This is a genomic window from Sphingomonas sp. LC-1 (genome assembly GCF_025371035.1).
GTDB classification, from domain to species: domain Bacteria; phylum Pseudomonadota; class Alphaproteobacteria; order Sphingomonadales; family Sphingomonadaceae; genus Sphingomonas; species Sphingomonas sanguinis_E.
Genome location: NZ_JANZXB010000002.1, coordinates 23,714 through 35,282 on the forward strand (window position 1 = coordinate 23,714; position 11,569 = coordinate 35,282).

The 11,569-nt window shown below is 66.6% G+C and carries 13 protein-coding genes; 5 read left to right on the top strand and 8 right to left on the bottom strand.

Going from position 1 to position 11,569, the window contains the following annotated elements; translation table 11 throughout:
* Positions 1 to 10: 10 nt before the first annotated feature.
* Together tolQ and NZL82_RS02825 are read right to left on the bottom strand one after the other, a co-directional pair.
* Positions 11 to 703 carry a protein TolQ gene (gene tolQ / locus NZL82_RS02820; protein ID WP_261268268.1) on the bottom strand — a complete coding sequence of 231 codons (693 nt, stop codon included), beginning with the start codon at positions 701 to 703 and terminating at the stop codon, positions 11 to 13.
* A complete protein-coding gene (locus NZL82_RS02825) occupies positions 700 to 1,170 on the bottom strand; it encodes a YbgC/FadM family acyl-CoA thioesterase (RefSeq protein ID WP_261268269.1) in 471 nt (156 codons plus the stop codon). The genes tolQ and NZL82_RS02825 overlap by 4 nt, the downstream gene beginning before the upstream one ends.
* A gap of 98 nt (positions 1,171 to 1,268) precedes the next feature.
* On the opposite strand from NZL82_RS02825, the gene NZL82_RS02830 reads away from it, so the two are divergent.
* The gene (locus NZL82_RS02830) at positions 1,269 to 1,691 is read left to right on the top strand and encodes a hypothetical protein (protein ID WP_261268270.1); all 423 of its coding nucleotides are present in this window, start codon (positions 1,269 to 1,271) and stop codon (positions 1,689 to 1,691) included.
* Positions 1,688 to 1,894, top strand: a complete 207-nt coding sequence (locus tag NZL82_RS02835; protein WP_261268271.1) for a helix-turn-helix transcriptional regulator — start codon at positions 1,688 to 1,690, stop codon at positions 1,892 to 1,894. Before NZL82_RS02830 ends, NZL82_RS02835 begins: the two co-directional genes overlap by 4 nt.
* Before the next feature lie 9 nt (positions 1,895 to 1,903).
* Here NZL82_RS02835 and NZL82_RS02840 read toward each other — a convergent pair whose 3' ends face one another.
* From NZL82_RS02840 to NZL82_RS02850, 3 genes are all read right to left on the bottom strand, one after another.
* Entirely contained in the window at positions 1,904 to 2,698 is a 795-nt protein-coding gene (locus NZL82_RS02840) for a hypothetical protein (RefSeq protein WP_261268272.1), read from the bottom strand.
* A gap of 237 nt (positions 2,699 to 2,935) precedes the next feature.
* Positions 2,936 to 3,973, bottom strand: a complete 1,038-nt coding sequence (locus NZL82_RS02845) for a nitronate monooxygenase family protein (RefSeq protein WP_261268273.1) — start codon at positions 3,971 to 3,973, stop codon at positions 2,936 to 2,938.
* Between the two features lie 361 nt (positions 3,974 to 4,334).
* Positions 4,335 to 5,585 carry an aspartate kinase gene (locus tag NZL82_RS02850; protein WP_261268274.1) on the bottom strand — a complete coding sequence of 417 codons (1,251 nt, stop codon included), beginning with the start codon at positions 5,583 to 5,585 and terminating at the stop codon, positions 4,335 to 4,337.
* Positions 5,586 to 5,639: 54 nt separating this feature from the next.
* Here NZL82_RS02850 and ubiG point away from each other — a divergent pair, with 54 nt between their 5' ends.
* The 3 genes from ubiG to NZL82_RS02865 all read left to right on the top strand — a co-directional run bounded on the left by ubiG (position 5,640) and on the right by NZL82_RS02865 (position 8,754).
* Positions 5,640 to 6,377: a bifunctional 2-polyprenyl-6-hydroxyphenol methylase/3-demethylubiquinol 3-O-methyltransferase UbiG gene (gene ubiG / locus NZL82_RS02855; RefSeq protein WP_261268275.1), complete on the top strand. Its 738-nt coding sequence runs from the start codon at positions 5,640 to 5,642 to the stop codon at positions 6,375 to 6,377.
* A gap of 194 nt (positions 6,378 to 6,571) precedes the next feature.
* Positions 6,572 to 8,020, top strand: a complete 1,449-nt coding sequence (locus NZL82_RS02860; protein ID WP_261268276.1) for a hypothetical protein — start codon at positions 6,572 to 6,574, stop codon at positions 8,018 to 8,020.
* Entirely contained in the window at positions 8,017 to 8,754 is a 738-nt protein-coding gene (locus tag NZL82_RS02865; RefSeq protein ID WP_261268277.1) for a polysaccharide deacetylase family protein, read from the top strand. The genes NZL82_RS02860 and NZL82_RS02865 overlap by 4 nt, the downstream gene beginning before the upstream one ends.
* Positions 8,755 to 8,870: 116 nt before the next feature.
* On the opposite strand, the gene NZL82_RS02870 is transcribed toward NZL82_RS02865, so the two are convergent.
* Genes NZL82_RS02870 through NZL82_RS02880 form a run of 3 tightly spaced genes read right to left on the bottom strand, consistent with a single transcriptional unit; the run spans position 8,871 to position 11,548 of the window.
* The gene (locus tag NZL82_RS02870) at positions 8,871 to 10,055 is read right to left on the bottom strand and encodes a glycosyltransferase (RefSeq protein WP_261268278.1); all 1,185 of its coding nucleotides are present in this window, start codon (positions 10,053 to 10,055) and stop codon (positions 8,871 to 8,873) included.
* 18 nt (positions 10,056 to 10,073) lie between these two features.
* Positions 10,074 to 10,604 carry a DUF2141 domain-containing protein gene (locus NZL82_RS02875; protein WP_261268279.1) on the bottom strand — a complete coding sequence of 177 codons (531 nt, stop codon included), beginning with the start codon at positions 10,602 to 10,604 and terminating at the stop codon, positions 10,074 to 10,076.
* A complete protein-coding gene (locus NZL82_RS02880; RefSeq protein ID WP_261268280.1) occupies positions 10,601 to 11,548 on the bottom strand; it encodes a hypothetical protein in 948 nt (315 codons plus the stop codon). Before NZL82_RS02880 ends, NZL82_RS02875 begins: the two co-directional genes overlap by 4 nt.
* Positions 11,549 to 11,569: the final 21 nt, after the last annotated feature.

An 11,569-nucleotide genomic window follows, 5' to 3' on the forward strand; every position in this document is an offset into this window, starting at 1 on the left:
GGCGACCCCTTCAACGCGCCTGATCGAGCTGGCGGCTGAGCGTGGTGTGGAAACCGTCGGCAAAGCGGTTGAGCGATGCCTCGACCCGGTTCACGCTGTGGCTAAAACGATTATAGGCGATCACCGCCGGGATGGCGGCGAACAGGCCGATGGCGGTGGCGAACAACGCCTCCGAAATACCGGGCGCCACGACCGCCAGCGAGGTGTTCTGCGCCTGGGCGATGCCGGTGAAGCTGCGCATGATGCCCCAGACGGTGCCGAACAACCCGACGAATGGCGCGACCGAGCCGACCGTCGCCAGCACGTTCAGCCGGTCGGACAATTTGTCGATCTCGCCTGCGACCGCCGATCCCATCGCGGTGGCCAGCCGCTCACGCGTGCCGTCGCGGTCGATATGCCCGCCCGCGGTCGAGCGCCGCCATTCCTGCACGCCCGCCGAAAAGACGCGCGCCGAGGGCAGTTCGCTGTCCTGCTCCATCCGATGAAAGGCGTCGATATCCTCCGCCTTCCAGAAATCGCGTTCGAACCGGGTCATGCCCTTTTTCGTCCGCGCCAGCTTGCGCGAGAAGGCGACGATGATGGTCCAGGTCCAGATACTGGCAAGCAGCAGCCCGATCATCACGATCTTCACCACCCAATCGGCGTGGATGAACAGCGCGACGGGCGACAAGGAAGCGGCATCCATGTTGAAGACGGGATTCATGGGTGTTCGGTGTCCCCCTGCCAGACAAGGCGTTGGTAGATGGCGATCCAATCGGCGGGTTGCCGACGCGGGCGACCGTTCCGGCCGACCCAGGCGACGGTCACGCGCGCATCGGTCAGCTTGACCGTGCCGCACCTGACTGTCTGATGAATGACGACGCGAACCGCACTGACTTGGATCAGTCGCGAGGTGACGATCAGGTCGTCGTCGAGCCGCGCCGAGGCGGCGTAGCGGATGGCGATGTCGGTGACGGCATAGGCGCCCTGCCCCGCCTCGTGCGCAGCACGCTGGTCGATCCCGGCCACGCGCAGCATATCCGAGCGGGCGCGCTCCATGTAGCGGAGATAATTGGCGTGATAGACCACGCCCGACAGGTCGGTATCCTCGAAATAGACGCGCACCGCGAAGCGATGCTCATGCCCCTCGAAGCGGCCGCCGATCGGCTGGTCTTCTCCCGTCACCGTCATGGTGCATGCCCGTTAACCTATCCGTTCGGGGGAAGAAAGGCACTTACGCGCCTGTTACCTACAGGTTACATGATACCTATAGGTTACAGGAGGTCGTCATGAATCTGGTGGAAAAGGCCGAGCGGAAGACCCGAGACCGGGCGATCGTCTTCTACCTTTTGGCGCTTTGCCTATTGATGTCGGCCATGACGTCTCCCCAGCATCTCGATGGCGCTTCCACCCGCCTCATTCCCTGGTTCGTCATGGTCGGTGCCGCCGCGCTCAACCTGACGAGCGCGCCCTTTCGCCTCTGGAAATGGAACGGCATGGCGGCCCTGCTCAATGACGAGACGACCCGCGATCACCGACGGTCGAGCCTTGCCGCCGGTTTTTGGGCGATGCTGCTAGCCTCTGCCCTGACGATCTCAGTGGCAACATTCCAGCCTGTCGACGCGTTCATGACGGGCCGCGTCGTCATCACCGCCGGGTTGATGGCCGCGCTGATCGCCTTCGCCACACTGGAACTGCGCGCCAGCCGATGAACGAGACGCTGGGCAACGACCTGAAGGCCGCGCGCGAATCGGCAGGCCTGACCCAGGGCGCGCTCGCCGAGGCGATCGGGGTCAGCCGTAAGACGATCAACACCGTCGAAAATGGCGTCTTCCAACCCTCGACCCTGCTCGCGCTCAAGCTGGCGCGGGCATTGGGCCGGTCGGTCGAATCGCTGTTCTGGATCGAGGGATGATCCGGCCGTTTACTGGATGGCGGCCGGATTTACCGTCAGGCTCGGCGGATTGATGACCGGCGGCGCATAGGGCTTGGCAGCGGGAACCGGCTGGCTCGACACTATCGGCTGGCTGGCCGCGCGCGGCGCGACCGGCGGATTGGCACTGGTGGCGATGCTCAACGGCGACGCGGCCTGCTGGACCGGCACCATCGTGCCCGCACGCCACGCATCATAGGCACGGAAGAAGGCAACGAAGGGTGCGTTCAACTGATCCAGATGGACCGCGGCGCGGGTTTCGAACCCATCGGCCGGCGCGGCGCTGATGTCGGACAGGACCTGTTCGGCAGCGGCGCAGAAACCCTTGCGCGCCGGGGTGATCGAGAAGAAATTATAAAGGCGGGTCATCGCATCGTCATAGCGATCGCGCCAGTCGCCGCCCTGCGACTGATATTCCGCCGAATAACGCTTCTCCGCCGCCGCCAACGCAATACGCTGCACCGTCAGCATCGTGTTGTATCGGGTGACGATCTGCCCCTCATCCGCGCCGCGACAGGCCAGCGCCGCGACGTTCAACGCCGAACGCAGGTGCCAGATGGTCGCCGCGCTGGTCAGCGAGCGATTCGGGGTCTCGTAATTCCCATCGGGGAGCAGCGCAGGGATCCGCATCCCCGGCGTGGCGCCGGGGGGCAGCGGCGCGCGGGCGACCTGCGGCGGCGCGGGTACCATCACCGGCGGCGGCGCGACCTTGGCGGTCTCGCGCGCAGCACATCCCGCCAGCGAGAGACCGATCGCGATACCCGATACAACACGCAAACTCGCCATGACCCTGATCCTCGGAAAACCCCGCCCCCGGCTGTTGGAGACGTCATGCCGAATCTAGGTTAACGCGTCGTAACCCGTGCGATGAAGCGAGCCTAATGTCCGAGGGTTGGAAATCCTCCCCGGCGCCGGGAGGTGGCAGGCCTTCATTCCTGACGGAGGGGTGTAGCCCCTATCGCGAGCGGGACACCCCTCCACTAGCTTCGCTGGTCCCCCTCCCCTTGCAGGGGAGGAATAACTTCAGGCCGTGCGCGCGACCAGCGCGGCGGCAGCCTCGGCCATCAGTTGCGCCAGGATGTCGGCGATCGGCTCTTCCTTCGTGACCATGCCGACCGACTGGCCCGCCATCACCGAGCCATGCTCGACATCGCCGTCGATCACCGCGCGGCGCAGCGCGCCCGCCCAGTAATGCTCGATCTGGAGTTGTGCCTCGGCCATCGCGACCTTGCCCTCGTCGAGCGACTGGGCGACTTCGCGCTGCTTGGCGGTGAACAGCTCGCCGCCCGCATTCTTGAGCGCGCGGACCGGGATGACCGGCAGGCGCGGGTCGATCTGCACGCTCGCCACCGCGTCGCGGGCCGAGGCGCGGATGAACGCCTTCTTGAAATTGGGATGCGCGATCGATTCGGTCGCGCAGACGAAGCGCGTACCAAGCTGGACGCCCGCGGCGCCCATGTCGAGATAGGCGGCGATCGCCTCGCCCCGGCCGATGCCGCCCGCGACGAAGACGGGGACTTGGGCCGCGATCTCGGGCAGCATTTCCTGCGCCAGCACGCTGGTCGAGACGGGGCCGATATGGCCGCCCGCTTCCATCCCCTCGATCACCAGCGCGTCGACGCCCGAGCGGATCAGCTTCTTGGCGAGGCTGAGCGCGGGGGCGAAGCAGATGACCTTCGCGCCCGTCTCCTTGATCGCCTCCAGCGCGCCCTTGGGGGGCAGGCCGCCGGCGAGCACGACATGGCCGACCTGGTGACGGCCGCACACCGCGATCAGGTCGAACAGTTGCGGGTGCATGGTGATCAGGTTCACGCCGAAGGGGCGGCTGGTCATCGCCTTGGTCGCGGCGATTTCCGTGTCGAGCAGTTCGGGCGTCATCGCGCCGCACGCGATCACGCCGAAGCCGCCGGCATTGGACATGGCGGAGACGAGGTTGCGCTCCGACACCCAGGACATGGCACCCGCCATGATCGCCATGTCGGCGCCGAGAAATTCCGCGCCGCGCGCCATGCGGGTGGCGAGACGCTGTTCGCCGGTGGTGGTGTTGAGGGTGTCGGTCATCGGCGCTCCATGCCGTGGAGCGCGGCGGACGGCAAGATTTGGTTCACGCGAAGCCGCGATGACGCGAAGAGTTTGTTCGCGCGGAGACGCGGAGGCGCGGAGATGATCTGTGCGCGGCAGCGCCATCACTTCATCAGCGATGGTTGAAAAAGGAGCGGCGGCGCGGCCGGATACACCACCTCCGCGTCTCCGCGCCTCCGCGCGCACCATTTTTCTTCAAACGCTTCGCGGCTTCGCGGCTTCGCGCGAACCCATCCCTACGACCGTCATCCCAGCGAAGGCTGGGATCTTTGGCGGGCGGGATCGTATCCGGGCCAGAGGCCCCAGCCTTCGCTGGGACGACGGGGCATCGGTCGGGTCGTTACGCCGCCTCGGCGTCCAGACCGTAGGCGGTGTGCAGAACACGCACCGCCAGTTCGGTATAGTCCTCTTCGATCAGCACGCTGACCTTGATCTCCGAGGTGGTGATCGCAAGGATGTTGATCCCGCGCGCGCCCAGCGTCTGGAACATGGTCGAGGCGACGCCCGCATGGCTGCGCATGCCGACGCCGACGACCGAGATCTTGGCGACCCGGGTATCGTGGACCAGCGTGGCATAGCCGATCTCGCCGCTCGCCTTTTCCAGCACGTCCAGGCTGCGCGCGAGGTCCGCCGACGGCACGGTGAAGGTCACGTCGGTCGATCCGGTCGAATGCGCGATGTTCTGGACGATCATGTCCACATTGATGCCTGCGTCCGCAAGCGGCGCGAAGATCGAACCCACAGCACCGGGCCGGTCGGGCACGGCGGTCAGGGTGATCTTGGCTTCGTTCTTGTCATGCGCGATGCCGGTGATGAGCTGGCGTTCCATATCGTCGATTTCCTCTTCGCCCACGATCAACGTGCCGCGATGTCCGTCTTCGTCCCGTGCGTCGTCGAACGAGCTGAGCACCCGCACGCGCACCTGTTCCTTCATCGCCAGACCCACCGAGCGGGTCTGGAGCACCTTGGCGCCGACGCTGGCGAGTTCCAGCATCTCCTCATAGGTGACCTTCGACAGTTTCCGCGCACGGGGCACGATGCGCGGGTCGGTGGTGTAGACGCCGTCGACATCGGTATAGATGTCGCACCGCTCCGCCTTCATCGCCGCCGCGACCGCGACCGCGCTGGTGTCCGAACCGCCGCGACCCAGCGTCGTGACCCGGTTGCCCTCGGCCACGCCCTGGAAGCCGGGGATGACCGCGACCACTCCCGCCGCCAGGCTCTCGTCGAGCGCGGTGGTGTCGATCTCGCCGATCCGCGCTTTGGCGAACGCCGTGTCGGTATGGATCGGCAACTGCCACCCCAGCCACGAACGGGCGGGGACGCCCATCGCCTGTAGCGTGATCGCCAGCAGCCCGCTGGTGATCTGTTCGCCCGCCGAGACGACGACGTCATATTCCTGGGGATCGTAGAGCGACGAGGCCTCGCGGCAGAAACCAACCAGTCGGTCGGTCTCGCCCGCCATCGCGGAGACGACGACCGCGACCTGATGCCCAGCCTCCACCTCGCGTTTGACCCGCGCCGCCACGTTGCGGATGCGCTCGATTCCGGCCATCGAGGTGCCGCCGAACTTCATCACGATACGGGCCATGCGGTTTTTGCCAATCTCCTTGGGGTAAAACGGCGGTCCTGATAGGTAGCCCCCATGACGAACGCAAGCCATTTGAACGATTCTACCATTATTGGCGCCGAAGCCGCACATTTCGGAAAGATGGCGGCCGAGTGGTGGGACCCCAAGGGGTCGAGCGCGATGCTGCACCGGCTCAATCCGCCGCGACTCCGTTATATCCGCGAGCAGATCGACCTGCATTGGGATGCCGATGGACAGGGTTTCACCCCGCTCAAGGGCAAGCGCGCGCTCGATGTCGGTTGCGGCGCGGGATTGTTGTGCGAGCCGCTCGCTCGGCTGGGTGCCGAGGTGACGGGGTTGGACGCCGCAGCCGAAAATGTCGCGGTCGCCGCCGCCCATGCCGCCCAGTCGGAACTGAACATCCATTACCGCGCGGGCAGCGTCGAGGGGCTGGCGGGCGAGACGTTCGACCTCGTCACCTCGCTGGAGGTGATCGAGCATGTCGCCGATCCGGCGCGCTTCGTGCGCGGTCTGGCCGATGCGCTGGCGCCCGGCGGGCTGATGATCCTGTCGACCCCCAACCGCACGCCGCTGTCGAGGCTGGCGCTCATCACGCTGGCGGAGGGGACGGGCGCAATCCCCAAGGGCACGCATGACTGGTCGAAATTCCTGACCCCCGACGAACTGACCGCCTTGCTGACCCAGGCGGGACTGACGGTGCGCGACGTGCGCGGGCTGAGCTATTCGCCGACCAAGGGGTTCATGGTCAGCGACTCGACCGCGCTCGACTATTTCGTCACCGCAACGCGGTAATTTGGGTTTAGCCCCTGCTGCAAACCATCGGACCATCCCGGCGACGGCCGGGATTCAGTTGGGGAAGCGCCAATAGTCTCGCCACCGTCTCACCGCTGGACCCCGGCCTTCGCCGGGGTGGGGCGTGTGGGAGCGGAAGGCCCAATTTTCGTCAAGATCCGCTGCGAGGGGGCGGGTTCCTCTGGATTCACCTCATGTCGTCACGTCCAATATCATCCGCGAACCGTCCGGCCGCGTCAGGATCGCACCGCCTCCTGATCCTGCTCGCCGTAGCGATCCTCGCCCGCGTGGCCACCTTCGGCAATCCGGTGGTCCATGTAGACGAGGAGTTCTACTTTTTCACCGGCCATGCGATGTGGCAGGGCGCGTGGCCCTTCGTCGATGTGTGGGACCGCAAGCCGATCGGGCTGTTCCTGCTCTATGCCGTGCCCGCCGCATTCGGGTTTCCGGCGGGCATCTGGGCCTATCAGGCGATGGCGCTGGCCAGCGTGGTCGCGACCGGATGGCTGATCGCGCGGATGGCGGAGCGGCTCGGCTGGGGCGCGGGCGCGACGGCGGCGGGCATCGCCTATATCCTGTGGCTCAGCCTGCTTGGCGGACAGGGCGGGCAGGCACCGGTCTTCTACAATCTGCTGGTGATGAGCGCGGCCTGGGCGATCCTCGAATCGGATCGGCGGGGGGGGCGCAGCCTGGGGCTGGCCACGATGGCGCTGGTCGGATTGGTCCTCCAGATCAAATATTCGGCGGTGTTCGAGGGGATGGTCTTCGGCCTCTGGCTGCTGGGCGGCGAGTGGCGGCGGAGCCGGAGTCCGGTCGCGCTGATCCTGTACGGCGCGGCGCTGGTCATGGTGTCGCTGGTCCCGACCGCGCTGGCGGCGGGCGTCTATGCCATGATCGGCCAGTGGGACGCGTTCCTCTACGCCAATTTCCTGTCGATCTTCCACCGCAACCCCGATCCCATCGCGGAGCTGGCGGGCAATCTGGGGCAGATGGTGCTGATCCTCTCCCCCATCGTCACGCTGGCGGTGCTGGGCCTCAAACGGGCGGAGCGCGATCGGGAGCGGACCTTCCTCGCGGTCTGGCTGGGCGCGGCCGTGATCGGCGTGCTGCTGTTCCGGCCGTGGTTCGACCATTATGGCCTGCCGATCCTGCTGCCCGCCTGTACGGCCGCCGCCGCGATGCTGGGTAGCGCGGCGTGGCGGCGGCGCTACACCCCTGCCCTATTGCTCACCGTGGCACTGGCCGGGCAGATCGTGCTGTTCAGCCTGCGCCACGAGCGGGGCGAGGCGACCGAGTTCGCCGCGCTTACCCAGGCGGTCGGCAAGGGGCCGGGCTGTCTGTACGTCTATTCGGGCAGCACCATGCTGTACGTCGCGACCGAGCGATGCACCCTGTCGCGCTGGATCGTGCCCGCGCATCTCAGCCGCGCGCGCGAGGCCGGAGCCACCGGCGTCGACCAGGATGCCGAGATCACCCGCATCCTTTCGCAACACCCCGCCGTCGTCGTGATGCGCCCGCCCTATAATGGCGAGCGGGCGGAGGCCCATGCCCGGATGCTGGCGGCGATGGCGGACGGATACCGGCTGACCGCGAAACTGCCGATGGGCAATGAGATGATCAGCGTCTATAAATCCACGCGATGAAACGCCTTCTCGCCTCGATCCATGACGTGTCCCCCCGGTTCGAGGGGGCGGTCGATGCGCTGTTCGACCGGCTGTCAGGGCATCTTGGCGGGCCGCGCCTCGCCATGCTGGTCATCCCCAACCATTGGAACAGCGCGCCCATTGCGCCGGGCACCCCCTTTGCCACCCGCCTGCGCGACTGGGCGGACATGGGGATCGAGATGTTCGTCCATGGCTGGTCGCACAAGGACGACATGGTCCACACCGACCAGAAGACCGCGCTGAAGGCCAAGCACATGACCGCGGGCGAAGGCGAGTTCGTCGGCTTGCCCCACGCCGAGGCGCTGCGCCGGATGAAGCGCGGCACCGCCTTGATCGAGGACATTATCGGCCGCCGCGCGACCGGCTTCATCGCGCCCGCCTGGCTCTATTCGGACGAGGCGCGGGCGGCGCTGGGCGATGCGGGCTTTGGCTTGGCGGAGGATCATTTCCGCGTCTGGACCCCGACCGACGGCAGGATCGTCGCGCGCGGGCCGGTCGTCACCTGGGCGAGTCGCTCGCGCGGGCGGCAATTGAGTTCGCTCGCCGCCGCCGCCGTGCTGCGCCACGGCCTGCGCCCGACCCCGGTCGCGCGCGTTGCGGTCCATCCGGGCGACAATGGCGTGCCCGCGCTGCTCGACAGTATCGACAAGACCTATGCACGGCTGGCGAAGACCCATACGCCGTCGCGCTATGCGGATTTGCTGGCGGCTTAAGCCCCACCTCCGTTAGGCCTGAGCGTAGTCGAAGGCCAAGGGAATCGTTAGCCGCAAGCGTTGAAGCGTGGCCTTCGACTGCGCTCAGGCTGAACGGGGGCGGGAGAAAGCGAGCCTCAGGCCGCTGCCCGCTCGCCCATCTCCCCATCGAGCAACTGCTGATAGCGTGCGATCAGCGCCTCGGCATGGTCGCGGTCGCTGAACACCTTGGCCGCCGCGACGCGTGCGGCGTTGCGCAGCACCCGCTGGTCGCGTGACAGGAGCCGCTCGATCGCCTCGGCACAGGCCGCACCGTCGCGCGCGCGGAAGGTCTCGGCGAAGAGCGGGCTGGCGACCTCGGCGCACCCGCCATAATCGGGCACCACCAGCGGCAGGCCAGAGGCCAGTGCTTCGGAGGCGACCAGACCGAACGTCTCCGTCTCGCACCCGTGCACCAGCGCGTCGCAGCTCGCCATGATCCGCGCCAGGCGCGGGCGGTCATAGACGGGGCGGAACAGGCGGATATGGGGGCTGCCCGCGATGCGCTTTTCCAGCGTCCGGCTGGCGACGCCGCCGCCGATCAGGATCAGGCCGATCGGGCGGCTCGACGCCACGCGCTCGACCGCGTCGATGACCATCGGCCACCGCTTTTCCGGGTGATGCCGCCCCAGCCCCAGCAGCAGATGCGCGTCCTCCGGCAAGGCGCATTGGGCAAGGAGCGCGGCGCGCAGTTTATCGTCGCGGTGATCGGGCGAGAAGAAATGCCGTTCGATCCCCAGCGGAATCCCCTCGTCCACCCGCACCCCGCGCTTGCCCAGCCGCTTCACCAGCGCGGGGCCGTTGGACAGCACCAGGTCGTAATGGTCGAGGAAGCGGTTCATGTAGCGGCTGTACCAGCTGAACCAGTCCTCCACCCGCTCCTGCGCGACGATGCCGTCCAGCCAGCGGACCGGATAGGTGCCGACATTGTCGTTGTGCATGAAGAAGACCTTCTTCGCCCGCCCCTGCCAGCTGGCGACGAACCAGGCGGGCTTGGCGGGTGAAGAGACCTCGACGATGTCGGGGTCCAGCTCGTCGAGCAGGCGGCACACGGGGCCTGCATCCCAGAACATGCCGTAATTGGTATCCAAGATCAGGCGCGGCGCCTTGATATAGATGATCTTGCCGCCGCCCGGACGCTCCTCGACCAGATCCTCTGTGCCGGGGGCGAGGACGATCAGTTCATGGCCCATCTCGGCCAGGATCGCCATCTTGCGGTCGATATAGGTCCGCACGCCCCCGCCGGTGGGGGAGTAGAATTCATTGACGTCGACAATGCGCATCGTCTTTCCGCTCCGCCTTCAGTTCGCGTCCACCGGACCGAAACCACCCAGCCCGCGCAGATATTGGGCGCGAATGGTCGTCGTCGCCACCCCATTGGGCACATCGATCAGTGCGGAGGCGAGCGGCGGCTTGCGGCGGCCCAGCTTGGTATTGGCCGGAAAGCCCGCGCCGTCGCTCCAGAAATTGAACTTGTTCTTGCCGTCACGGTCATGGGTGAACAGCAGCGCATAGCGGCCGGGGCGCGGCACGCGGATGCACATGGCGATCGCCCCGCCCCCCGCCGGGGTCGGCACCGAGACCCGGCGAAACGTCTTGCCCGCGCGCTCCAGCACGCCGTCATCGGCCAGGAAATCCTCGTCGTTCGCGGGATAGAGTTCCAGCTTCAGATTGCCCTTGCGATCCTTCAGCCCCTCGATCCGCGCCAGGATTGCGGGGCCGCCATTGGCACAAGCCGCCGCATCGCTGCCCAGGATCTGCGCCGGCGCGGTTTGCGGCATCGCGACCATGCCCAGGGCGGCTGCCATCATCATCGTCATCGTGCGGGTCATGCCCGTACCCTCTTCACCAGTTCCATCACACCAAAGCCTGCGATCAGGACGACATGGACCAACAGGGTCAGCGCCGCGGTGAACGCGATCAGCTCGCTCAACTCCTGATCCTGCCCGATCAACAGGATCGCGAAATTGGCGAAAAGAAGGTCCTTGTTGGGCACCAGCGGCAAACGCGAGACGAGCAGCCGCGCCGCCGACAGGAAAAGCCACATGCCCAGCGACACGCTCGGCATCCCGTAATGCCAGGCCAGCGCGACGAGCAGCGAGTTGGCGATCAGGCGGACGCAGTGAACCGTGAAGATCCACCAGAGGGTCTTGCGGTCGAGCGAGAAGACCCGCCGCGAAAAGATCAGGAAGGGCAGGGAGGTCGCCATGACGATCGCGATCGATCCCCAGACGAGCCGCAGCTGCTCCGCCGTCAATAATTCGCGCCCAACCGGCAGCGCGAGGCCGATCATGAGCAGCGTGATCGCATTGCCCGCGATCGCCGACAGAATCCCGACATCCTTGACCGCGCCAAAGGGGGCCGCGACCATCTTCGCATGGGCCCGCGCCCAGGCGTAGAAATAGGCCTCACCCGAATAGCTGAACGCGACCTCGTTCGCGATCCGCTTGCGAATCAACGCGGCGAGACCGCTGACCGGAATGCCCCACAGGCGGCGGAAGATGATATAGTCGCCGATCGGCAGCGCCATGTAGAGCCCGACGAACACGACATAGAAAAGCGGGTTGGTCGGCACCGAATGGCTCAACCCCACCAGCCCGCGCCCAAGCAGTTCCTGGCCCAGGCCGACGACCATCGCGATCGTCAGAAGAGCGCCGATTATGGCGGGCCAGCGCCGCTTGACCGTCTTCAGCGGTTCGAGCGCGGCGATGTCGCGCGCCACCGGAGCACCGGTCCCGGCCGGCGATCCGACAGGCACGGCCTGTTGCGGGGTCATAGAATCATCTCGTTCATTCTG